The 24924-nt window shown below is 29.8% G+C and carries 23 protein-coding genes; 17 read left to right on the top strand and 6 right to left on the bottom strand.

Features of this window, described 5'->3' with window-relative positions; translation table 11 throughout:
* The first annotated feature begins 73 nt into the window (after window positions 1-73).
* From JJD95_RS05280 to JJD95_RS05255, 6 genes are all read left to right on the top strand, one after another.
* Window positions 74-664: a DUF1836 domain-containing protein gene (locus JJD95_RS05280; protein WP_291641079.1), complete on the top strand. Its 591-nt coding sequence runs from the start codon at window positions 74-76 to the stop codon at window positions 662-664.
* Window positions 665-1358: 694 nt separating this feature from the next.
* Window positions 1359-2303: a carbamate kinase gene (gene arcC, locus JJD95_RS05275; protein WP_291641077.1), complete on the top strand. Its 945-nt coding sequence runs from the start codon at window positions 1359-1361 to the stop codon at window positions 2301-2303.
* A gap of 23 nt (window positions 2304-2326) precedes the next feature.
* Complete coding sequence (gene arcA / locus JJD95_RS05270) at window positions 2327-3535, top strand: arginine deiminase (protein WP_291641075.1); 1209 nt, start codon at window positions 2327-2329, stop codon at window positions 3533-3535.
* 30 nt (window positions 3536-3565) lie between these two features.
* Window positions 3566-4564: an ornithine carbamoyltransferase gene (gene argF, locus JJD95_RS05265; RefSeq protein ID WP_367114780.1), complete on the top strand. Its 999-nt coding sequence runs from the start codon at window positions 3566-3568 to the stop codon at window positions 4562-4564.
* Window positions 4565-4727: 163 nt separating this feature from the next.
* Complete coding sequence (locus JJD95_RS05260) at window positions 4728-4934, top strand: hypothetical protein (RefSeq protein WP_291641073.1); 207 nt, start codon at window positions 4728-4730, stop codon at window positions 4932-4934.
* 209 nt (window positions 4935-5143) lie between these two features.
* A complete protein-coding gene (locus tag JJD95_RS05255) occupies window positions 5144-7057 on the top strand; it encodes an EAL domain-containing protein (RefSeq protein WP_291641071.1) in 1914 nt (637 codons plus the stop codon).
* Window positions 7058-7121: 64 nt separating this feature from the next.
* On the opposite strand, the gene ispF is transcribed toward JJD95_RS05255, so the two are convergent.
* Window positions 7122-7589 (bottom strand): 2-C-methyl-D-erythritol 2,4-cyclodiphosphate synthase, encoded by a 468-nt coding sequence (ispF, locus tag JJD95_RS05250; RefSeq protein ID WP_291641069.1) that lies wholly within the window; start codon window positions 7587-7589, stop codon window positions 7122-7124.
* 231 nt (window positions 7590-7820) lie between these two features.
* Here ispF and JJD95_RS05245 point away from each other — a divergent pair, with 231 nt between their 5' ends.
* A complete protein-coding gene (locus JJD95_RS05245) occupies window positions 7821-8417 on the top strand; it encodes a class D sortase (RefSeq protein WP_291641067.1) in 597 nt (198 codons plus the stop codon).
* Window positions 8418-8869: 452 nt separating this feature from the next.
* On the opposite strand, the gene rluF is transcribed toward JJD95_RS05245, so the two are convergent.
* On the bottom strand, window positions 8870-9655 hold the full coding sequence (gene rluF, locus JJD95_RS05240) for a 23S rRNA pseudouridine(2604) synthase RluF (protein ID WP_291641065.1): 786 nt from the start codon (window positions 9653-9655) through the stop codon (window positions 8870-8872).
* A 256-nt stretch (window positions 9656-9911) separates the two neighbouring features.
* Between rluF and JJD95_RS05235 the strand changes: the two genes are divergently transcribed.
* Entirely contained in the window at window positions 9912-11060 is a 1149-nt protein-coding gene (locus JJD95_RS05235) for an N-acetylglucosaminidase (RefSeq protein WP_291641063.1), read from the top strand.
* Between the two features lie 28 nt (window positions 11061-11088).
* On the opposite strand, the gene JJD95_RS05230 is transcribed toward JJD95_RS05235, so the two are convergent.
* Window positions 11089-11661, bottom strand: a complete 573-nt coding sequence (locus JJD95_RS05230; RefSeq protein ID WP_291641062.1) for a hypothetical protein — start codon at window positions 11659-11661, stop codon at window positions 11089-11091.
* A 109-nt stretch (window positions 11662-11770) separates the two neighbouring features.
* Window positions 11771-13225: a cardiolipin synthase gene (cls, locus tag JJD95_RS05225; RefSeq protein WP_291641060.1), complete on the bottom strand. Its 1455-nt coding sequence runs from the start codon at window positions 13223-13225 to the stop codon at window positions 11771-11773.
* Window positions 13226-13442: 217 nt separating this feature from the next.
* On the opposite strand from cls, the gene JJD95_RS05220 reads away from it, so the two are divergent.
* Both JJD95_RS05220 and truA read left to right on the top strand, forming a co-directional pair.
* A complete protein-coding gene (locus JJD95_RS05220; RefSeq protein ID WP_291641058.1) occupies window positions 13443-15089 on the top strand; it encodes a YiiX/YebB-like N1pC/P60 family cysteine hydrolase in 1647 nt (548 codons plus the stop codon).
* A gap of 96 nt (window positions 15090-15185) precedes the next feature.
* Complete coding sequence (truA, locus tag JJD95_RS05215; protein WP_291641056.1) at window positions 15186-15923, top strand: tRNA pseudouridine(38-40) synthase TruA; 738 nt, start codon at window positions 15186-15188, stop codon at window positions 15921-15923.
* Between the two features lie 93 nt (window positions 15924-16016).
* Here the strand turns inward: truA and JJD95_RS05210 are convergent, their stop codons facing one another.
* Together JJD95_RS05210 and JJD95_RS05205 are read right to left on the bottom strand one after the other, a co-directional pair.
* A complete protein-coding gene (locus tag JJD95_RS05210; protein ID WP_291641054.1) occupies window positions 16017-16202 on the bottom strand; it encodes a hypothetical protein in 186 nt (61 codons plus the stop codon).
* A gap of 108 nt (window positions 16203-16310) precedes the next feature.
* On the bottom strand, window positions 16311-17171 hold the full coding sequence (locus tag JJD95_RS05205) for a putative ABC transporter permease (RefSeq protein WP_291641051.1): 861 nt from the start codon (window positions 17169-17171) through the stop codon (window positions 16311-16313).
* Window positions 17172-17336: 165 nt separating this feature from the next.
* On the opposite strand from JJD95_RS05205, the gene JJD95_RS05200 reads away from it, so the two are divergent.
* From JJD95_RS05200 to JJD95_RS05170, 7 genes are all read left to right on the top strand, one after another.
* The gene (locus JJD95_RS05200) at window positions 17337-17912 is read left to right on the top strand and encodes a nucleoside recognition domain-containing protein (protein WP_291641049.1); all 576 of its coding nucleotides are present in this window, start codon (window positions 17337-17339) and stop codon (window positions 17910-17912) included.
* Window positions 17913-17965: 53 nt separating this feature from the next.
* Complete coding sequence (locus JJD95_RS05195; protein ID WP_291641047.1) at window positions 17966-18502, top strand: spore maturation protein; 537 nt, start codon at window positions 17966-17968, stop codon at window positions 18500-18502.
* Between the two features lie 121 nt (window positions 18503-18623).
* Complete coding sequence (locus JJD95_RS05190; RefSeq protein WP_291641046.1) at window positions 18624-18764, top strand: hypothetical protein; 141 nt, start codon at window positions 18624-18626, stop codon at window positions 18762-18764.
* A 215-nt stretch (window positions 18765-18979) separates the two neighbouring features.
* Window positions 18980-20920: a methionine--tRNA ligase gene (metG, locus tag JJD95_RS05185; protein WP_291641044.1), complete on the top strand. Its 1941-nt coding sequence runs from the start codon at window positions 18980-18982 to the stop codon at window positions 20918-20920.
* Window positions 20921-21116: 196 nt separating this feature from the next.
* The gene (locus JJD95_RS05180) at window positions 21117-22640 is read left to right on the top strand and encodes a DUF445 family protein (RefSeq protein WP_291641042.1); all 1524 of its coding nucleotides are present in this window, start codon (window positions 21117-21119) and stop codon (window positions 22638-22640) included.
* Window positions 22641-22717: 77 nt separating this feature from the next.
* Window positions 22718-23482 carry a TatD family hydrolase gene (locus tag JJD95_RS05175; RefSeq protein ID WP_291641040.1) on the top strand — a complete coding sequence of 255 codons (765 nt, stop codon included), beginning with the start codon at window positions 22718-22720 and terminating at the stop codon, window positions 23480-23482.
* 298 nt (window positions 23483-23780) lie between these two features.
* Window positions 23781-24818, top strand: a complete 1038-nt coding sequence (locus tag JJD95_RS05170) for a 3D domain-containing protein (protein WP_291641038.1) — start codon at window positions 23781-23783, stop codon at window positions 24816-24818.
* Window positions 24819-24924 lie beyond the last annotated feature (106 nt).

Here is a 24924-nt window from a genome sequence, read left to right as displayed (position 1 = left end):
GGTTTATATGTACCTTATAATAAGGATATAAAGTATTTTATTTAAAATATTAATTAATGGAAGGTGATACACTATGGACAAAACTAAATCTGTTTTAGAAAATATAAGTTTGCTGGCAAAAGAAATATCAGAAAACAGCATAATTCCATATGAGGAATTACCGCAGTATGATTTATTTTTGTCTCAAGTTATTGATTACTTAAACGATAGATTTGACTCTGACAATTACACTAATAATATAGTACAAAATTATATAAAAAGTGAGGTTATATCAAAGCCAGAGGATAGCAAAAAAAGAGGATATACAAAATTGCATCTAGCACAATTGGTCTTACTTAGTTATATGAGGCCAATACTTACATCTGAAGAAATTAAAAAAGTTTTTAGGTTGGCCTTTAATGAAATCAATGATAGAGACGATGATATTATTCCATGGGAAAAGTCATATAAAATTTTTTCGGATATACAAAAAGAAAGCTTTGATGATTTTGTAAATAAAGAGGTTTATGATAAATCAAAATTACAAAAAATAATTGATGTATTAGATTTAAAAGAAGCAGATAAGGAAAGAATAGAATTATTTTTGGTAGTAATGACATTAGTGTCTCAAGCAAGTGCCATAAAAAAATTAGTTCAAAAAATTGTACGTGATTATGAAAATTAGAAAAGGATCACTATTATAAAAATAGTGATCTTTTTTATGTCTATTCCATATTATAAATTTTAGTATCTTTTTTTAACAAGAACTTTCTGAAGTACCTGAAGTCAAGACTTTAAAGGATTCTCCAAAAATACTTTTTACATACATGATTTTTGTGTCTTCAAAAACAAAAGAAGACTCCTTATCTACTATAAAGTTTATTCCGCTTACTGATTCTAAAATATCATCATCTTGTTGTTCATCCAGAACAACACCTAATATTGGGCCTCCTCAACCAAAACCTTTTATAAGTAATCTAACCGAAGATTTATTTTTTTGTAAAAGTTGTTTACTTAAAGCTTTTTTAGTACTATCATCAAAAGAAATGTTCATATATTATCCTCCTTATACCCGTGTGGGGTATTCTGTATATTATTATTATATATGTTTATTATTATTATGTCAAACAAATCATAAAAATATAAATAAAGTTTTATAAAATTTATTCACTAATTATATATAATTATACAATTAACATAGAGATTTTTTATATATTTAGTAATAATATAAAGAATTTAAATAAATCGGTATGAAATGGTTAGAATACTTATGCAAGTAAGATTAAATTGCATTGGTTGACAACGATTGTATAAGAGAATAGTATAAAAATAAAGATTAAAACATAAAATTTTTAATTAATGCATTGGAGGGTATAATTATGAAAATAGTATTAGCACTGGGTGGAAATGCACTTCAATCGAATCCTAAAGACAAAAGTCCTGAGGGTCAACTTAAGACCTGTAAAGAAACAGCTAAATCAATAGTTGATCTTATAGATGATGGCCATAGGGTATCTGTAGTTCATGGAAATGGACCTCAAGTAGGCCAAATTGTTGCAGCAATAGAAGATGCTCAAAAGGTTGATGATGGTAATGTACTCTTTCCCTTTGATGTATGTGGAGCTTTTTCACAGGGCTATATAGGATACCATCTTCAAAATGCTATAGGTGAAGAATTAAGAAATAGAAGTATAGATAAAACAGTAGGAACTATAGTGACTCAAGTAGTAGTTGACAAGGATGATGAAGGTTTTCAAAATCCGACTAAACCAATAGGTTCTTTTTATACAAAATCTGAAGCTGAAAAGCTGGAAAAAGAACATGGTTATATAATGAAAGAAGATGCTGGTAGAGGATATAGAAGAGTTGTTGCATCCCCAAAACCTATTGATGTTATCGAAAAGGATTTAATAAAAGAGCTAGTTGATATGGGAAATATTATAATATCTTGTGGAGGAGGCGGTATTCCTGTTATTCGTGAAGGTGGAATTGTTAAGGGCGTTGCAGCAGTTATAGATAAAGATTTTGCAGCTGAAAAACTTGCGGAAATACTTGATGCTGACGTGCTTTTAATATTAACAGGAGTAGATAGAGTTTGTGTAAACTATAATAAGGCGAATCAAAAGGAGCTAAAGCAAATTACTCTTGATGAACTTAATAGTTATATTTCTGAAGGGCAATTTGCTCCTGGTAGTATGCTTCCAAAGGTTGAAGCTTGTAAAAAATTCATAATGAAAAGTAAGGATAAAACAGCAATTATAGCATCGCTTTCAAAAGCAAAAGAAGCATTAAAAGGTATGTCTGGAACTAAAATAGTATATTAATAAATATAGGAGGGCAGATGAACATGATTAACAAAAAAATTAATGTTTATTCAGAAATTGGGAATTTAAAGACTGTTCTTATACATAGACCTGGAGAAGAAATTGAAAATTTAATACCGGAATATTTAGAAAGGCTTTTATTTGATGATATTCCATTTTTAAAGGTAGCTAGGCAAGAGCATGATAATTTTGCAAGGATATTGCAGGAGAATGGTGTAGAAACACTGTATCTAGAAAATTTAGCTGTTGAGGCAATAAAAGAGTCATCAGTCAAGGAACTATTTTTAAATGAGGTAATTGAGGAATGTGGTATAAACGAGACTGGAATAATAACATCTTTAAAAAGATACTTATATTCATTGACTGAAAAGGAAATGATAAATAAGGTGATGGCAGGAATAAGAAAAAAAGAAATAGATATCATAGAACATTATGATGAATACCCGTTTATAATGGATCCTATGCCAAATCTATATTTTACACGTGATCCTTTTGCATGTATTGGAGATGGAGTAAGTCTAAATTCTATGAAAACAAAAACTAGAAGGCGCGAAACAGTTTTTGCTAAATATATTTTTAAATATCACCCAGAACTTAAGGATTCAGGTATTAATTTGTGGTACGATAGAGATGAGGTATATAATATTGAAGGTGGAGATGAATTAATTTTATCAAATGAAGTTATAGCAGTTGGTCATAGTGAGAGAACTGATAAAGAAGCAGTCTTGTCTATGGCTAAGAATATATTTGAAAAAGGAGGAAGTTTTAAAACAATCCTAATTTTTCATATACCTAAAACTAGAGCATTTATGCATCTAGATACTGTGTTTACAATGATTGATTATAATAAATTCACTGTTCATCCTGGAATAGAAGGTAAGTTAAAAGTAACAGCAATAACTTATGACCATAAAAACAAAGAATTAATACCCAAAGAAGAAGAAGGGAGTTTAGAAAAAATACTCTCTAGTCATTTGAAAAAAGATATTACCTTAATACGGTGCGGAGGAGGAGATAAGGTTATATCGGGAAGAGAACAATGGAATGATGGTTCTAATACACTAGCTATATCTCCTGGCACCGTAATAACTTATGAGAGAAATTATGTTACCAATGAGATTTTAGATAAAAATGGCATAAAGGTACTTCAAATGCCTTCTGGTGAGTTATCGAGAGGTAGAGGTGGCCCTAGATGCATGTCTATGCCATTCTATAGGGAAGATTTAATATAAAAAAAGCAAAGATAAGAGAGGGGATTTATTATGTTTAACTTAAGAAATAGGAATTTTTTAACACTTATGGATTTTTCACCAAAAGAAATAAATTATTTTCTTGATTTAGCTAGAGATTTAAAAAGGGCTAAATATGCAGGTACAGAACAGCAGAAATTAAAGGGCAAAAACATTGCTCTAATATTTGAAAAAAGTTCTACACGAACAAGATGTGCCTTTGAAGTAGGTGCACTAGACCAAGGAGCACATGTAACTTACCTTGGACCTACAGGCACTCAAATTGGCAAAAAAGAGTCAGTAGCAGATACAGCGAGAGTTCTTGGGAGAATGTTCGACGGGATAGAATATAGAGGATATGGTCAAGAAGTAGTTGAAGAACTAGCAAAATATGCAGGAGTACCTGTATGGAATGGGTTAACAACAGAAGATCACCCAACACAAATTCTTGCAGATTTCTTAACTATAAAAGAACACTTTCAAAAACCATTAAATGAAATCAAATTTGTTTATACTGGAGATGGTAGAAATAATATGGCAAATGCTCTTATGATAGGTGCTGCTAAAATGGGTATGGACTTTAGAATAGTTGCTCCAAATTCATTATTACCTGAAGAAGCACTAGTTAGTAAATGTAGAGAGGTAGCTGCTACGACAGGAGCAAAAATTACTATTACAAGTGATGTAGCACAGGGAGTAAAAGATGCAGACGTTATATATACTGACGTTTGGGTTTCAATGGGAGAAGCAGATGAAGTTTGGCAGCAAAGGATTAATATATTAAAACCATATCAAGTTAATAGTGAAATGATGGGACTTACTGGTAATAAAGATACTAAATTTATGCACTGTCTACCAGCATATCATGATTTAAAAACTGGAGTTGGTAGAGATGTATTTGAAAAATTTGGGATGAATGGTGTTGAAGTTACAGATGAAGTATTTGAAAGTGAAGCTTCTATAGTATTTGATGAAGCAGAAAATAGAATGCATACTATAAAAGCAGTTATGGTAGCAACACTAGGTAATTAATATAGATTTAAAAAAAGAAACTTTTAGGGTAACTCTGAAAGTTTCTTTTTTTTATCTGTATTATAAAACATAAGAAAAAATTTAATAAAATTTTAGCATAAATATGATTCTAGTATAATATTTATTAATTCATAGTTAATAATTATAAAAGGGGTAGATGTTTATGTTAAATAAGATACCAACACTAATTTATGATATTTCTGGGGATAAAGTAGATGTTATGAATTATACAAAAGTATTTTTTGTAAGCAAAAATAAGGAAGGTTATGTACTTCATGTAGAACAACATGATAGAGTTACATCTATAAATGAGTTTGATTTAGAAAAAAAGGGAGACAAGTACTGTTGTACTAGGAAGTTATTTAGTTAACTAAAACAATATATTTGTAGTATAATTAAATTGTAACAATTATTTATAAAACAGGCAAATTATTAATAATTTGTACACCATTTATTATAATAAATGGTTTATAATTTTATTAGATAACTATGATAAATGTTTTATGTTTGGAGAAAGATATGTCTATTTACATTATGAATAGCATTATAATAACAATAAATAGATACAGGGGGTAAAATATGCTAAGCCAGAGAGAGAAAGCAGTGGTTTTAGAAAATTTTGCAGCAGAAAACCAACCTATAGAAATAATTAATGAATTAAATGATGGACAATCTGGCGCAGCAGTATATACTGTGGAATTTGGAGAATCACGAAAACTCGGAGTTATGAAAATACAAGAAGTAAATGAAACTGGACTACATAATAGAGCATTTTTACAGGCTAGAGAAAATTCTGTTGAAGGATTTATCCCTAAAATCATTGATGAGGTTGAAATTCAATGTAAAAATGATTCAAGGAGATTCGGCGTGCTATATGAACTGGGGGGAGACACTGTACTAGGAATCAAAACCCTTAAATATTCACTGGAAAATGAATTAGCATTAGTTAAGCAAACGTCAGAGCAAGTAGCAAAATTTTTATATACTTGGAACAGACCTTATACCTCTGAAATTAAATCGCCCATTGATATTGTGAAAAGCTCCTTAGGTTACAGATTTATGGATGCAAAACTTGTAAAGGCTTTTGAAACATTGATGATTGATGAAGATAAAAAATGGTTAGTTATTGATGGAGTTGACAAGTTTTTCCCGAACCCTTATAAATTCTTTACAGATGAAGCGGTATGGAACGGTAACGAGATTAAATATCTGGATTCTTGCATACATGGAGACTTTCATGGAGGCAACGTAATTGTTTCAGTTAAGAAGCCCTCTATTATTGACTTTGGAACTTATCAAGTTCATAGCAATATATTCTATGATACAAGGTATTTAGAATTACATTCACTAATGGATTATTTGAAATTTGATAACAATAAACAAAGAAAATTTTGGATTAGTTTATGTGAAGAATTAACAAGGAATGTAAAGTATGTTGATATACCCGATGGAGAAGGGGCTAGTATACTTAGAGATATAATACCTGAACTCAGACACGGTATAGATTATTTGCTCTCAGATTCTAGAAATAAATTATATGAGCCATCTTTTTATTTAGCTGGAGTCTCAGCAGGCTTAAATTTTCTTCGTAAGACAAATGATGAAAATAAAAGAATGGCAGCAATGATTTACACAATGTATAATTTAAGAGCTGTTTTAAAGCATGAACTTATAGGGCTATATAATCCTAGTCTTTCTTCAAGTACTAGTGTTGGATGGTTTTTAGATGAAACTTCAATGAGTGAGTATTTAGATGAGGATTTAATATATAAGATTGATGAAAAGGCATATCATATTTCCGGTATAATAAAAAATAAATCTATAGAACTTACGGTTGAACCTATTATAAATTTGAGTAGTGGAAAGGTTAAATCATTAGAAATACTGGTTAGGGATTCAAGACTAGAATTTTTTCCGGATGAAATGTTTGAAAAAGCTAGACTTACAGGGGACTTAGAAAATCTTACTATGCTAGCTTGTGATAAATTAGTTAATTACCTAGATAAACTTGGACCGTTTATTGAAGATGGATTATTCTTTAAAATTCAATCTGATACAACAAGACATACTATTAAAAAAGTTATAAAGAAATTGAAAGGTACAAATTTAGTTTTAGAGATAATGCAACGTATACCAAGAAGTGCATTTTGGCGTAATTTTGCTAATGAACTAAAATTCAAATTAGCTATGGATAACTATGGAGAAGGTAATTCTAATATGGTGGAATTAATAAAGATGAAGCCACATTTTATAAGAATTTCTCAAGAAATAGTAAAGGATGTTGAAAAAGATGAAATAAAGGTATTAATGGTAGATCATTTGGTTAAAATGGGTAGGAAAACCGGTATGAAAATTATAGCTGAGGGAATACGAACTTTAGAAGAAAAGGAAAAATTAGTGGAACTAGGAGTTGAATATGGTCAAGGCACATATTTTTCTTCCGCAATGCTTATTGACCATGCAGATTATGAAATTTGGGAACAAGGATTTTAGAGTTTAAGGACATTTCGCTTATAAGAAATGTCCTTATTTTTTATTTAAGTAAAATCATATAATCTTATTTTAAAAGGCATATGGCATTTGAAGAAATCCCCTCTAGATGCCCAGTGAAGCCAAGGCCTTCCTCTGTAGTAGCTTTAATATTAATTTTATCTATAGGTAAATCTAGTGCAGATGCAATGTTTTTTACCATATAGGGTATATATGGAGCCATTTTAGGTGTTTGTGCAATTATTGTAGCGTCGATATTTTCAATTAGATAATTTTTTTCAGTTATTAAACTGCCTACATGCTTAAGTAAAACTAAGCTAGAGATGTCTTTATATTTAGTGTCAGTATCAGGAAAATGCTTCCCAATGTCTCCTAGGGCTGCGGCACCTAGAAGAGCATCCATAATAGCATGAATGAGAACATCAGCATCTGAATGGCCGAGTAAACCCGTTTTGTGTGGTATGGTTATCCCACCAAGTATTAAATTCTTATCTTTAACTAATTTATGAACATCGTATCCCATTCCAATTCTCAAGTTAATTACCTCTTTTCAATTTAATTTATAAATATGTTAAGCCTTACGTAAATACATTGACATGATTATATGCCTAATATAGCATTTCATAGGCAAGTAATCAAGAAATTTTATTATGGCGAAACTATGCAAATAATTAACAAGAATATAATTATATGTTAACTGGGATGGATATATATGATATAATATCTTAGACATATCAAAATATAGAAAATGGTTGGTGGGAATGTTATGAAAAAAAGTTATATTGGAATACTTCTTATGATTATAGGAGCGGCAATAATTATCTCTGCACTATCTATGAGATACGAGGCTAATAAAGAACAAAAGAACATGATTCAAGAGTTTAAGGAAAGCATTCAAAAGACTGATGAGAAGTTAGGGGATGCTGAAAATGCGAATATTAAAGAAAAAAAGCCTTCAGATAATAAATTAGGTACCATCGGAATTATTGCAATTCCTAAAATTGATGTAAATGTAGCTCTTAGTGAAGGTATTGATACGGGAATATTAAAATATGCAGTGGGGCATTTTACTGGAACACCAATGCCTGGTGAGAAAGGTAATACTTGTATTGCAGGGCATAGAAGCTATACATATAATCAATATTTTAATAGACTAGATGAGTTAGGTATAGGCGATATAATAATAGTTACTACAAGGGCTGGTGAGTTCAAATATGAGGTTTATGAAAGTAAGGTTGTAGAGCCAGAAGAAATATCGGTTTTAGATAATACAGAAGGAGCAGAAATAACATTAGTTACCTGCACTCCTATAAGAGTAGCCACTCACAGGCTTATAGTAAAAGGGAAATTAGTGGTAAAATAAGTAAAAAGTTATTAACATGTTATCAACAAAACTGTGGATAATGTGCATAACTTAATGAATTAATTTTACAATATCGTATTTAAAATACAAGCTTTAATAACGGAACAATCAAATTAGCTGTGAATTTAATCCGTTAACATAGATTTAACAGGTTATCCACAACAAAGCTGTGGATAATGTGTATAAGTATTCAATAGTATATAATTATTTCTGAAAAACATACATAATTCAATACAAATGTGGATTAGTAAATTTTAATGTGTACAATTTGTGATTCTAAATGAAAAATATTGTAATAACGAATGAAATATACTATTATTTAACATCTGAGCATTATAATCACTAAAATAAAAGGGACTAGTTATAATACAAAGCATAATTATTATTATCTAAGATTAACAAGTTATCCACAATTTCTGTGTGTACAATGTGGATAACATTATAAAAATGCATTATTTTGAACCATCTTCTGTTTTAATTGAATCAATAACTAACTCATTAATAAAGGTTAGTTCGTTATGCGTTAAATATCTCCATTTTCCAAGAGGCAAATTATGGATAGATACATTCATGATTCTAAGCCTCTCAAGTCTTACAACGGCATAGCCTAAATACTCACACATTCTTCGTATTTGACGATTAAGGCCTTCTGTTAAAACTATTCTAAAAACATATTTGCTTTCTTTTTTAATAAAACACTTTTTAGTTATAGTCTGGAGCATAGGTATGCCATTTGCCATGTTTTTTATAAAATCAGGAGATATTGGTTTATCCACAGTAACAATATATTCTTTTTCATGGTTATTACCTGAACGTAAAATTTTATTTACAATATCTCCATCATTAGTTAGAAAAATAAGACCTTGGGAAGGTTTATCAAGACGACCAATAGGGAAAATTCTTTTTGGGAAATTTATAAAATCGATAATATTACCCTTAACCTTATGTTCTGTAGTACAGGTTATTCCCACAGGTTTATTGAAAGCTAAGTAAACTAATTCTTCCTTGGGTTTTAATGGTTTACCGCTTATTTTAACGTAATCAGCATCTGATACCTGAGTACCCATTTCTGGAATTTTGCCATTTACAGTGACTTTACCTTCCTGGATCATTTTATCCGCACAGCGCCTAGAGCAAAAACCTGTTTCACTTATAAATTTATTTAATCTTGTTTTCGAACCACTATCTTCATAGGGGGAAATAGTATTTTTTCTTTTTTCATTTTGAGTGTTTTTCATTTCGCACCGTCCTTTGGAATTATATTAAAATTATGTTGAATAATCCATATTATATGGTAGTATAGTTGTATAAGCAAAAAAATAGAATTTAATTGGACAAGTTGTTTATAATCAAAGCCCCATTTTATATAATTATATTAAATAATTATTCAAATATAAAGTAAAATCATAAATTAAATTTTTGTGCTTATAGATAAGAATTTGATTAAACCGCTTTAGTGGGTTTTGTAATAAGATATAGGGGGAGAATAATTTTATGAATAAAAATTTAAGCAAGTTAAGTTTATTTCTAATAATTTTGGGTAGTTTGTTGCTATTTATTCCAAATACAGTTATAGCAACCGCAAGTCCTATTCAAATGGAACACAAAGCAAATGTAGCAACTAACAAAGTGTGGGAAATCAAGTTTAATCGACCAATAATGGTGGACAATCTTAGTGCAAGCGTTAGGATTTTTAATCCAATAGGAATTAGCGTAGCACCAAAAAAAATATCTTATTACAAGGATATCATAACAATAGAACCACCAGCTTTAGGATACTTAGCTGGACAAACTTATTCAATGCAAATTTACGAGATTATAAAGGACTTAAATGGTACATCACTTAAAACAGCTGTAACTATGAGTTTTACTATAGCTGTGCCAGCTAAGGGACAGTTACAAGATGTAGGAAATGCGAAATATATTTATCAACAATATGATAATACATTAAGTCAAATTTCAGAAATTCAAAGCAAAGTAAGCCCCATTAATAGTGTAGCGAATTACTCCTTAAATGCTAGTAGTAAAGATATTTATGAATATTTGAATCCTAAAAATTTTGAATATCATGAATATGCTCCATATCAATTTTTAAAGTTAAATTATATTGATGGAATTAGTGAAGCAGATCTTGATAATGTATTAAAAGGAAAGGGAATATTAGATGGACAAGGGAAAACATTTTTAGATGCTTGCGAGTTAAATGATGTAAACCCAGCATATATTGTTGCACATGCTTTATTAGAAACTGGTAATGGGAATTCTGCATTAGCTACAGGGTACGAGGTAGATGAAGTTGATGGAAAACCAGTAGAACTTAAAAAGACATATAATATGTTTGGTATAGGCGCTTATGATAAAGGTGCAAACAAATTTGGTTCGGAAAGAGCATATAAATTGGGTTGGTTTACTCCAGAGGAAGCTATAGAAGGTGGAATAGAATTTGTCTCTAACGACTATATAAATAAAAGTACCGGTAAACAAAATACATTATATAAAATGAGATGGAATCCAGAACACCCTGCAACTCATCAATATGCAACAGACATAGCTTGGGCATATAAGCAAAGTTCTAGAATAAAAGATCTTATGGACAAATATACAAATGTACAATTAGAATTTGAAATACCGCAATATAAATAATTCTAAGGGTATCCTGAAAAGGGTACCCTTATTCAATTAGAGCTTTTCCGTTATTATTAATAATGACTTTGAAATTATGTGTATTAGCATAGTCTTTAAATTTAGTTACGTCTATGGGAGTATTATTTTTATTATCAACAATAAATATAGATATTTTAAAACCATCATCCGCATGTGCTTTAGTTAGATATTTTTGCTTAATAGATTCATCTAGAATTAAATGCAAGGCTTCATCTAAGGATTTATGTGTTAAATCCAAATCTTTTTCCATCTTAAAGCCACCAGAAGTAACACCTTGAACGTTTTTAATTTCTCCAGAGCCGTTTATATCCAGCTTTAAAGTGCAATTCATATCTACTATAACGGAAAAATTATATCTATTATCTAAATATAATTTTCTAGCTGAGAATGTAAGTAATATAACACATATGATTAATAAGAAATATTTCCAAAGGGCAAGGCGTTTGAACTCTTCACCAGCATATAGTTCTCCGATTACTGGTTCAGAACTATGTTTGAGAAGGGTTACAAATTCTTGATTCACGGTTATGATATATACTTTATCTTTGTCTACATTGATTACTTTTCCAGCTTTTCGCATAAAGGCACCTCTTTCAATATGATAATTTGTTATTGATCCTTGACATATAGTCTAAACATATGAGAACTAAGTTAAAAGGCTGAGAATTTACTCTCAGCTTTTTTTGTCATTAGAGCATAGGAGAAAGTAATCTTGAAACAGATTCCTTAAATTTAACAGGGACACTTCGATTAATATATTTTTCTGTAGTTAGTTCGTCACAAAATTTTAGGTCGTCAATGAAAAAATCTTCTAATTTTTTAGTTATATCTTTATCATATATAAAAGCATTAATTTCAAAGTTTAAAGTAAAGCTTCTAATATCTAGATTAGCGGTACCAACAGAGCTTATAGATTCATCAATAGAAATAAATTTACTATGAAGAAAGCCCTTAGTGTATGTATAACACTTGACGCCGGAATCTAATAGCTCTCCCATATAGGAGGTAGATGCCCAATATACAAAGGGATGATCTGGTTTGCTAGGTATCATTATACGCACATCGACTCCAGACAAGGAGGCTATTTTTAAAGCTTCCAATATGCTGTCGTCTGGAATAAAGTATGGAGTTTCTATATAAATGTTTTTTTCAGCTTTGCTAATCATTTTTAAATAACCATTTTTAACAGAATTAAAAGTGGAATCAGGACCGCTTGAAACCATTTGAAGACCTGTATTTCCAATGTAAGTTCTATGAGGGAAATACCTATCATCAAAAACAGAGTTTTCATTTGCCGCAAATCTCCAGTCCATTAGGAAGTGAAGTTCCAGTGCGTCAATTGCATCACCTTGTATAAGTAAATGCGTATCTCTCCAAAAACCGAATTTTTTAGAAAGTCCTAAGTATTCATCCCCAATATTAAAACCGCCAATAAAGGCATATTTACCATCAATAGTGACTATTTTACGATGATTTCTAAAATTTACCCTAAGGTTTATATACGGAAGAAAGGGTGGAAAGAAAATTGCGATTTTTCCGCCAGCCTTGATTAGAGGAGAAAAAAAAGAATTAGGTACCTTAAGGCATCCCATACCATCATAGAGCAATTTAACCTCTACTCCGGCTGCGGCCTTTTCACATAGTATTTTAAGGATAGCCGCTCCTAAAGTATCGTTTTGAAATATATAATACTCCATATGGATATATAGAGTTGCGGTTTGTAGGTTTTCTTTGAGTTTATCAAATTTTGATTTGCCATCAGTAAATATAGTTACATGGTTATTGTTGGTGTAAAATGCATTATCACTACATAAATTAAGTTGCATCATATCAGAATATTTACTTAAAAAAGGATTAGTTTTAGTTAAATTTTCATTATTCAAAAAATCCTTTTGCTTATCAATAATTGAGGTTAGGTTTTCCTTTTCTTCTTTTTTTAGGGAAAACATTTTTTTTCTTTTAAGATTTTGTCCAAGGAATAAATATAAGACAAAACCTATACTAGGCAAAAATAAAAGTACCATAAGCCAAGTCCAAGTACTTGCAGGGTTTTTACGTTCTATGAATACAACTGCTAAGGCGAAAAGGATATTAATAAAAAATAATAAATTGAAAAAACGTAATAATAATTCACTTGTAAACATATAAGCCTCCCAAAAATCCATTATATAATATATTATAGTATAGTATACATATAAATGTATGAAAAAAACATGTAAAAAATAAAATGTTTTTATTTTTAGGGTATATTTACGAAAACGAGTTAGAAATAATTAAATTTATAATTATATTATTAAAGCAAGAGTGAGTTATATGGTATAATAATATTAGATTGCTGAAATGAATTTATGGGGGATAGGTATGTTTTGGATTAAAATGTTTATTATATTAATAATCGGTATTGTTTTTTTTGTTTTTATATTGAGATTAATATTAAAAGGTTACTTTATTAATGAAAGTGGAATTATGGACAAGAATACGGAAATACTCCGTATATCGTTAAACGCAGACATAGACAAATCTTTAAATCTTATAAATGAATTAGAACGTGTGGTAACAGATATTCAGAGTACGGAAAGTTTATTTGCAGAGGATAATCAGAATATGTCCTTCGCCCATAAACAAAGTATATTAGATAAATGGGTTGGTTACGTGGAATGTTATAATGGTCTAAATGAAATTAGGAAAAAATATAAAATAGGGATAATATTCAAAAGTACAGAAGATTCATATGCTAGGTTTAAAAGTTTACTTTTAAATTATTCTTCAACCATAGCAATACGTAAAAACTCTGTATTATTAGCTAGTATTATAGAAAAAAACAAATATTTAGAATCAATGTTAAATGAAAGTAGACCAGAACACAATATTAATAAAAAACAATATTATTACATTACACAAGAAATAACTGAAATCTCTCACATGATATCACTATTTAAAAATAAGCATTACTTCAATTTTATGTTAAATTATCATGAAATCCATAGTTATGGGAGAGACGAAAAGGAAAAAGAATTATTAGATTATGCAAGTTTTAACTATTTAAATGTTGTAAAACTTGTTAGAAACCATAGAAATATTTTGTTTAATAATATTCTCGACTTTTTCGGTAAGAATGTTTTTGATTTTTGGTTTCCCGTTCAGAAATGGATTGCTATAAGTATTACTGGGGTTGATTACTCAAGTAGAGAAGAAAAATATGTTAGCAATGAAGATATTAATATTATAAAAGAAGAATTGATGCCGGGTGATATACTTTTAAAAAGAAATAATTACCAGTTAACAAACATTGGGCTACCAGGATTTTGGACTCATTCTGGGATTTATATCGGCGATTTAAAAAAAATGGATAGCTATTTTGAGGACATGTCACTAGGTGATTATTCCTGCGTGTCAGAATATGTAAAAACGATTTATCCTAAAGTATATGATAGTTTATGTAATAAAGACAATATAGAATACATTATAGAAGTTATCGCGCCAGGGGTTGTAATAAATCCTTTAAATGCAATTGCAAAAGTTGATTACTTTTCTGCACTAAGGCCAAAACTATCTAAAAAAGATAAATTGGAGGCTTTATTTATAGCTTTTAATTCTTTAGGCAAGGCATATGATTATAATTTTGATATTATGACGGATAATGCACTGTTTTGTAGTGAACTAATTTACAAGGCTTATTTATGTTCAAGCAATAAGAAAGGTCTTAAATTTAACTTAGAACCGAAAGCAGGTAGATTGTTACTTTCACCTAATAGTATTATTAAAAAATTTGATGAAGAATTTGACGGTGAAAATTCGGAATTTGATTTTGTAGTATTTTATGATGGCAGTGAAAGAGAGAAGAAAGCTATAAGCAAAAATGCGATGGATTTAAAAACAACTTGGAAGTTAACTAATTGGAAAATTGTAAAACGTAGGATTATTTCAAGCACAGAAACAAGGTATCCAGTTGTGAAAATGAATTTAGTATTGACTAAATTAAAATTTATTTTATACGGTATGTTTTAATAACTGTGATATATGTATATAATATTAGGTGTATAATGAAAAACATAGATAAAATACTAGACTCAATTCTAGAAAAGAAAGTGGGATAAATAATTAATGAGAAATATAAAAATTGTAATAGAATATGATGGAACTAAATACAAAGGGTGGCAAAGACTTGGAGATAGCGATAATACGATTCAGCACAAAATAGAGGCTGTTTTAAGTAAGATGGCTGGAGAGAATATTGAAATTATGGCGTCTGGTAGAACTGATGCCGGAGTGCATGCAACAAATCAAGTAGCAAATTTTAGAACTGAATCTACTATGCCAGATCATAAAATGCGTAGTTACTGTTATGAATACCTACCAGAAGATATTGTAGTGAAGACAGTAGAAGAAGTAGATCTCAATTTTCATTCTAGATATAATGCTAAGGCTAAGAAATATGTATATAATATTTGTAATAACAAAGCACATAACGTATTTACTAGGAAATATGATTATCATGTGATACAACCTTTAAATATAGAAAATATGAGAAAAGCATCGGAGCTTCTAATAGGGGAACATGATTTCCAAAGTTTTACAACACTTAAAACTAAGAAAAAATCAACTGTTAGAGACATTTACACTATAAATATTGTAAATGAAGATGGAAACATAGAAATTAGTATTCAAGGTAATGGATTTATGAAAAACATGGTAAGATTAATAGTTGGAACACTTGTTGAAGTAGGACTAGGTGAAAAATCCGTAGATGAGATTAGTGTTATTTTAGAGAAAAAAGAAAGAAAATATGCTGGTCATATAGCGCCAGCTAAAGGACTGTTTTTAGAAGAGGTTAATTATTAAGTAATTTTTCTAAACAGAGTAAAAGAATAAAAACAATTAAGGGACTAATATTATTAGTCCCTTAATTGTTTTTATATATTTAAATATAGTGTACTAAAGTATACCTTCATTTTTTAACAAATCTTCAATTTCTTCAACTTTTTTAGAGAGAGTATAAAAACTTTCTTTTAAGAGGTTTTTAGGAAGCGGTGTTTCTTTTATAGTTTTCTCTAGGGATTCTATAGTGTATAATGCATCATCAATGCCTTTTTGTGCTAGTTTTAGATTGTCTTCTTTCATCTTTTAATCTCCTTTAGCTTGTGTTATTTTTTTGGATACCTAAATCCTAACATTAGTAATTACTAATTTCAAGTTGCAAATGGTTTTTATTTAATAGAAAAGCGTAAACTATTGCTTTTTATCTTTATGAATTTTATTTTCAACATCCTTTAGAATAGAATCTAAACCTTTAAATTTTAAGTCTGGAAAGGCTTTTATAAGTCTCGAATAATTAGGGGATTTTTTAATAACCAAAGATTCATATTTTATTTTCAATTCATTTATAATATTTTCGATATCAGATTTTTTCCTACTCACTTTCATTTCTGCACTCTCTATTACCTTATCTAATCTACTTTTTAATTCAGATATATCTTTAATATTCCCTAAATTTAGTTTAAAACTAGATAGTTTATCATTTAACTCTAAATACACTGTATTTAACTGAGTCAATAGTGATTTTAGTCTAAATATTGTAATTACGGTAATGGTAAAATCAATGGAGAAATATAATAGTGTAATATAAAAAAATATTATGCGTGAGCTAGTAGGTATTAAGTTTACTATATATACAATGTAGGGATGAATTACTTTTAAAATAAATATTGAAATAAACCCCCATATTATAGAGAATGATAAGCAAATTCTTCCATGAAGATTGAAGGGCTTATCGCTGTAATCCCACCAAGTACTATTAAATGCTGATTCTAGGAAATAACCTGTTATATATTCTATAACTGATGTTAGTAGTACTGAACCTAAAAAAAGAAAAATATAATTACTTTCAATAGGTTTTAGAAAAACAATAATTGATAAACAACCAAAGCCATAAATAGGACAAAAGGGACCGTGAAGGAACCCTCTATTAACAAATTCTTTTTTGTTTATTGTAGCGTATATTGTCTCAAGACACCAGCCCATAAAGGAATATATAATAAAATAAATAAAAAGTGTAAATACATCAGGATTTAATAAAGGTATATTGTGCATAGATGAACTCCTTTTTTAGTAGATACTATTTTCAATAACAAAATAATAACATAAAAAATATCTTTTTTATAGTTATGATACCAATAATATATATATATAGCAATTTTATAGAATTAACTACATATATATTAATTACTGTTAATTTAAATGCTAGGAGGAAAATATGTGATAAATATTATTTGGTTTTTGATTTTATCATTAGGGATAATAATTGGAATTATTACAGGGAAAGGAGAGATTTTATCAAAGGCGGTTGTCTCATCAACAGCTAGTTCTGTTGAACTTGTTATGGGTCTGGTTGGAATGATGTGTCTTTGGTGTGGGATAATGAAAATCGCTGAAAAAAGTGGATTGACCCATAAATTAGCAATGGTACTTAGACCGATTTTAAAACTTATTTTTAAAGATGCGGGAAAAGATAAAAAGGCAATGGCTAGTATTACCATGAATTTAACAGCAAATATGATGGGACTATCTAATGCGGCAACACCCTTTGGCATAAAAGCTATGGAAGAGATGCAGAAAAATAATAAAGAAAAAGACATAGCTAGTAATGACATGGCTTTATTCTTAGTTTTAAATGCTGCCTGCATTCAGTTACTACCTACAACGGTGATATCTATAAGAGCTGCATATGGTTCAAAGAACCCTGCGATTATTATACTGCCAGCTATAATTGCAACAGGCACTGCAGCAATACTTGGTATATTTTATTGTAAAATCCTACAAAAATATTTCTAAGAAAATGTTATGTGTATCTATATATAAATTTATATGGGGTGAGGTGGAATAGGGTGATTCTAGGTAATTTAGCATCATATATTTTAAAGGGAATAATTCCAATTATCATTGGACTTGTGGTGATATATGGATTTATTAAGAAAGTAAAAGTATACGAGTGTTTTGTTGAAGGAGCAAAAGATGGAATAAGTATTTGTCTTAAGATTTTTCCATATCTTCTAGCAATGATAATAGCTGTTAATGTATTTAGGGCATCTGGGGCTTTAGACTTTTTTATTTATTTAGTAAAACCGGTTGTTGTGTTTATTGGACTTCCACCAGAAGTTGTTCCTTTAGTTTTAATAAAACCATTATCAGGAAGTGGAGCCCTGGGAGTATTTACTGATATCATAAAACAGTATGGAGCAGATAGTTACATAGGGCGAGTGGCATCTATAATAATGGGTTCAACAGAAACTATTTTTTATACCCTTACAGTATATTTTGGAGCAGTAAATATAAAGAAAATTAGGCATACATTGGTTGCGGCCATATTGGCAGACATTACAGCGATTATAATGGCGGTTAACTTGGCCAAGTTTTTCTTCTAAGGAAAAGATAGAATCATGAATGTAAAATAAAGATAACCTAAGTATAATTTTATGATTTTAGGATAAAGATATTGACATAGTAATTTATATGCAATATACTTATTATTAAACAAATGCGATGATGAGAAGAGTAATAAGCTTAAATGTTAAAAGAGAGCTGAGAAGGGTGAAAAACAGTAGCATGGCGGTTTATGAATATGGCCTTGAAGCAGATTATCCGAGTAAAAACTTTGAAAGCATATTTATAAAAATAGGCTTTTAAATTTAATTTATAGGATGATACGGTATCAACCGTTATATTGACAGGTGATGATAATCACCCATGGAGATCCTTATAGTGATATAAAGATGAATTAGAGTGGTAACGCGTTAAATACGTCTCTAAACAGAATGTTTTTTCTGTTTAGAGATTTTTTTTGTTTAATGGGAAATTGTAATATTTATTAAATAATAGAATGAGAGAGGTAGGAGAAAACTATGACTAAAAAAACTTATTATATTACGACACCAATTTATTATCCATCAGCAAATCTACATATCGGTAATACCTATACAACAGTAGCTGCTGATGCAATTGCCAGATTTAAGAGGCTTACAGGTTATGATGTAATGTTCTTAACGGGGACAGATGAGCATGGACAAAAGCTTCAAAGAATAGCAGAAGAAAAAGGCGTTACTCCAAAAGAATATGTGGATGTAATAGTAGCAGGCATAAAAGATTTGTGGAAGATTATGAATATAAGCTATGACAAGTTTATAAGAACTACAGATGATTATCATAAAGAGGCCGTTCAAAAACTATTTAAGCAGTTGTATGATCAAGGTGACATATACAAAGGTGCATATGAAGGTTGGTATTGTACTCCTTGTGAATCTTTCTGGACAGAGACTCAGGCAGTTGATGGAAAATGTCCTGACTGCGGAAGACCTGTTGAGAAAGCAAAGGAAGAGGCATATTTCTTTAAAATGTCAAAATATGCTGACAGACTTATAGAATACATTGAAAGTCATCCAGAATTTATTCAGCCAGAATCAAGAAAAAATGAAATGATAAATAATTTCTTGAAACCGGGTCTTCAAGACTTATGCGTTTCAAGAACAACTTTTAACTGGGGAATACCAGTGGAATTCGATCCAGGCCATGTTATATATGTGTGGGTAGATGCGCTTTCAAACTATATAACGGCTCTTGGATATAACGGTTGCGACACCTCCCTTTACGAGAAATACTGGCCAGCAGATGTTCACTTAATAGGTAAGGATATACTAAGATTCCATACAATCTATTGGCCAATTATGTTAATGGCATTAGATTTGCCACTACCTAAACAAGTATTTGGTCATGGATGGCTTCTTTTTGATGGTGGTGTAAAAATGTCGAAATCTAAAGGAAATGTAGTAGACCCAGTAATACTAGTTAATCATTTTGGAGTGGATGCGGTAAGGTATTATTTGCTTCATGAAATACCATTTGGTTCAGATGGAATATTCACTAATGAAATATTCATAAAGAAAACAAATTCGGACCTAGCAAATGATTTAGGTAATTTATTATCAAGAACTGTAACAATGGTAGAAAAATATTTTGATGGAGTTATTCCAGCACCGAAAGATATAGCAGATGTTGATAATGAACTTATAGAACTAGCACTTGCAGCGCCGAGTAAAGTAGAAAAAGCTATAGATGAATTAAAAATTCCTGAAGCGTTGGATTATGTTTGGGCACTTATTAGGCGGACTAATAAGTATATAGATGAGACCTCGCCTTGGATTCTTGGAAAGGATGAATCTCAAAAGGGAAGACTGAGCACAGTATTATACAATTTAGTAGAATCATTAAGAATAACATCAGTATTAATTTCAGCGTTTTTACCAACTACAAGTGAAAAAATAAATGTACAATTAAATGTAGGAATTACAACTTGGGATAGCATAGCATCTTTTGATGGAACAAGCGCAGGAACAAAAGTTAATAAAGGCGAAGTGATGTTCCCTAGAATAGATGTAGAAGCTAAAATAGAAGAACTTAATAAAATTGTAGAAGAAAGCATGAAAGCAGCACAAAAGCCTACTATGGAGCCGGTAAAAGAGGAAATTACTATAGAAGATTTTGAGAAAATAGATATGAGAGTGGTCAAAGTATTAGAATGCGTTCCAATGAAAAAAACTAAAAAACTTCTTAAGCTAAAAGTAGATTTAGGCGGAGAAATAAGACAGGTGATTTCAGGAATAGCTCAGCATTATAAGCCAGAAGATTTAGTTGGAAAGTATGTAGTACTCGTAGCTAATTTAAAACCGGTTACTTTGAGAGGAGAATTATCTCAGGGTATGATAATTGCTGCAGCCACCGAGGATGATAGCAAATTATTTGCAGTAACGGTGCCAAGTGAATTACCTACGGGAACGATAGTTAGATAGTTTTTTAAAAAAGTATGGAGTTCTAATAAATTAGACTCCATGCTTTTGTTTTTGCATACGAATTAACAATTAGTCTATTGAATTTTAATGGACATAGATTTATAATTAGTTGTTATAATTACTAAAGAGAACTAAAATAGGGAAAACAAGTAATAATTATTTTGTACTATAGATAAATATGAGGGGAGAAAATAATATGTATATGAAATTTATTATAGGGGCCTTAGTGGGATCCATTATCGGGTATATAACCAATTGGTTAGCTATAAAAATGCTTTTTAAACCACACAAAGAGATTAGAATAGGTAAATTTAAAGTTCCATTTACTCCAGGTGTTATACCAAAAGAAAAATCTAGAATTGCTAAAAGTGTAGGTGAGTCTATAGGACAGCATCTTTTGACAAAGGAAACAATTACAAAGTCCTTATGCAGTGAAAATATGAATGAACAAGTGGATTCTTGGGTAAAAAGTAAAGTAGTAGAGCTACAAAATAGAGGAGTTACAGTAGAAAATGAGTTGAAAGATTTATTGGGCGAAGAATATTCTAAATTTATTATTAAAACTAATAGCAATATTTCTAAATTACTTATAGATTATATTAATGAAGAAAATGTTAAAAGTAATATTGTTAAATATGTAAATGACCAAATAATGCTAGAACTAAGAGCTAAACCAAGAGCTGTTTGTGAAAGTGAATTGTATAATTCTATAAAAGTTAAAATGTTAAATGCGGCTATTGAGTATAAAGATTCAGAGAATTTCAAGATAGAAACTCAAAAAATCTTAGAAGAAAAGGTAAATGGGCTAAAGTTTTTAGAAAAGAATTTTTGCGATGTTATACCAAAGGAAATAACAGACAATATAAAAGTACATATATATGGAAAAAGATATGAAATTGCTATGGCAATAAAAAAAATGATGAAGGAAGAAAAAAACAAACAGAAACTTAGAAAAATTGTAGGTGAAACAATTAGTACTAAATTAAGTCCAATGATAGCCATGTTTATGAATGCTGATAGCATTAATGATAAAGTTGTAACTGGTATAAATGAGTTTTTAGATGAAGAAGAAAACCATAATGATATTGCTTTAATTATTAATGATATAATAGACAAACTTATGGAAAAATCAATATCTAAAGTATTTTCTGAACTTTCTAAAGAGGAAACTCTACTTGGAATAAATCCATTAATTAATTTATTTACAACAAAGATTATAGATGAAAAACTTATTATAAATGTCTTTGATAAAATTGAAGGTAATATTAATAATTACACATCTATTGAAGAAATGCTTGAAAAAACAGGAGTAGATTATAAAAATGTAATAGAAGAGTTTATAAAGAGTAGAATAGTAGCTATAACAGAAAGTGATTATATAAAAATAAAAATAACAGAAATAGTATCCCAAATGATTAATAAATCTTTGCAGATAGAGACAAAATCAATATTTGTAGAAGATGGAAATAAATTATCTGAATCTATCTCTAAAATAGTTAGAGAACAATACAATAAATTTATAGAGAATAAAGCTGCTGATGTAATTGAAATATTAGATGTGGCTAAAATAGTAGAAGACAAAATTAATGAATTTGATGTAGCTTTCGCAGAAGAAATTATATTGGAGATTGCAAGTAAAGAATTAAAGATGATAACTTGGATAGGGGCACTTCTAGGAGCAATTATGGGACTTTTAGCGCCTATATTGGGTTCATTTTAGTAGTAAATTAAAGAATAGAAAGGATGGTGAAAACTGTATTATACTTTTAAAATATAAAGTTTAGTACAGTGTTTTTTATGATATTTGATTCACATGCACATTATGATGATGAGGCTTTTAATGAAGACAGAGATACAGTAATTCGTGGAATAAATGATAGTGGAGTAATAGGAGTATTAAATTGCGGTGCATCTATGGAAGGCGCAAGAAAGTCAGTAGCATTATCAGATAAATATGATTTTATATATGCGGCAGTAGGAATACACCCTGAACACGCGGATACTGTTAATGAGGAAATTATTAATGAGTTAAGAAACTTAGCACAAAACGTAAAGGTTAGAGCTATAGGAGAAATAGGACTAGATTATCATTATGAAGAAAATCCAAGTAGGGAAATTCAAAAGAAGGCTTTTAGACTTCAAATGATGCTGGCAAAGGAACTTAGATTACCAGTTGTTATTCACGATAGGGATGCGCATAGTGATACTTTAGATATATTAAAAGAATTTCCGGAGGTTATAGGCACCGTTCACTGTTTTTCAGGAAGTGTTGAATTTGCTAAAGAATGCTTAAAGTTAGGCTATTATATAGGGTTTACGGGAGTTATAACTTTTAAGAATGCAAGAAAAATAGCAGAAGTTGCAAACGCAGTACCCTTGGATAGGATATTAGTAGAAACAGATTGTCCATACATGGCCCCCACTCCCTATAGAGGAAAAAGGAATAAGTCGGATTACATTCAATATATAATAGAAAAAATATCGGAAATTAAGGGTAGGGCTATAGAGGAAATTGAAGAAATTACAGTTTTTAATATAAAAAAGTTGCTAAAAATAAATTAATAGTGTATTATGGTTAATAGTTGCATCTATAACAAAAATTTACATAAGGTTTTGGTTATTAAAAATTAATACTAAACATATAATTTTAATGAAAAATATTATTTGCTAATTTGCCCTTGAAAGACAGAATTAGTTAATATATTTTGAAATTATAATTTATAATTAAAATTATAATTATAATTATATGCATAGCGATGCATTGACAGTTAAACTAAGAGGAATGGGTTCGAAATTTGACACATTTGTTGCTTTAAGTTATAATACCCAAGTGCTCTTGTTCAAGGGAGGAATTTTGATAATGAAAAATGTGAAAAATAATTTTAAGCGCTGTTTTTCAAATGGTCCAAAGACGTTTTTTGTAGTAATGTTAGTACTAACATGCATTACAGCAACCTTATTTAACATGAAAAAAGCTATATCAATTGTTGTTGATGGTAAATCTATAGAGGTTATAACTTTAAAAAGTAACGTAACTCAAATACTAAAAACTAATAATATAGCATTAGGGGCGAAGGATCAAATAACAGTTAGTCTAGACAGTAAAGTAAAAGATGGTGACAAAATATATATAAAAAAAGCTGTAGAGGTTAAATTAACAGTTGATGGGAAAGAATTAAATCTTAAAACTGCTGAAAGTACAGTAGAAGATATGTTAAGAGCAGAAAAAATTGTATTGAATAATGAAGACAAGATTATACCATCAAAAAGTACTTTGCTAGAATCGGGGATACAAGTACAAATAACAAGAGTGAAAACAAAAATCCTTGAAGAAACTAAAACGATTGATTTTACAACTGAATTTAAGAATAGTAGTGATTTAAATAAAGGTGTAAAAAAAGTAATTCAAAAAGGACAAACTGGTCAAAAACTTATTACTTCAGCTATTGTTTATGAAAATGGCAAAGAATCATCTAGAAAATTAATAACTGAAGAACTTAAATCAAATCCAGTTAAAGAAATAATTGCATTAGGTACTACTAGTGTGTATTCATCATCTCGTGGAGGCGATATTAGTTATATTAAGAAGATAAGAGTCAGGGCAACAGCATATAATGCTGATTATAGAAGTACTGGTAAAAACCCAGGTGATCCTGGCTTTGGTATAACTTCCACTGGCGTAAAGGCTGATAGAAACACTAATGGATATAGTACGGTAGCGGTAGACCCTAGAGTTATTCCTCTTGGAACAAAGTTTTATGTAGAGGGGTATGGATATGGCATTGCAGAAGATATAGGTGGTGCAATAAAAGGTAATAGAATAGATCTATATTACGATACCCTTAGTCAAAGTATGAATTGGGGTTCTCGAAATGTAGATATTTATATTTTAAAATAGGAGCTTAAGCTCCTTTTTTTTTCTTTAGAGAACTCTATTTATAAATAGAGCGCTCTATTTATAAATAGAGTTCTCTATTAATAAATAAAATGATATTATATATATA

The sequence above is a fragment of the Clostridium sp. genome (assembly GCF_016650035.1).
Classification (GTDB): domain Bacteria; phylum Bacillota; class Clostridia; order Clostridiales; family Clostridiaceae; genus Clostridium_AD.
Note: the sequence above shows the minus strand (reverse complement) of the source record. Positions and strands in the feature narration are given on the sequence as shown.